Source organism: Candidatus Hydrogenedentota bacterium (genome assembly GCA_016791475.1).
Lineage (GTDB): Bacteria > Hydrogenedentota > Hydrogenedentia > Hydrogenedentales > JAEUWI01 > JAEUWI01.
Genome location: JAEUWI010000443.1, coordinates 274 through 528 on the forward strand (window position 1 = coordinate 274; position 255 = coordinate 528).

Annotated in this window: 1 protein-coding gene; it reads left to right on the forward strand. The window is 61.2% G+C overall.

Translation table 11 applies throughout. The features are described from left to right. Positions 1 to 5: 5 nt before the first annotated feature. Positions 6 to 255, forward strand: a 250-nt coding sequence (locus JNK74_30160; protein MBL7650434.1) for a DUF262 domain-containing protein, incomplete at its 3' end; no start/stop codon positions are given.

Consider the following 255-nt stretch of genomic DNA (forward strand, 5'->3'; position numbering starts at 1 on the left):
TGAAGATCGCACTCCACAAGATCACCGTCGAGCAACTCACCGACGGCTTCCTCGACAACGCCGAGGCGGGCGTCGTCGCCTATGGCGGCAAGCTCGACATCCGCCCACCTTACCAGCGCGAGTTCATCTACAAGGACAAGCAGCGCAACGCCGTCGTCGAAACCGTTCGCAAAGACTTCCCCCTCAACGTCATGTACTGGGCCGTGCGAAAGGACGGAGGGTACGAGGTCATCGACGGACAGCAGCGCACGCTCT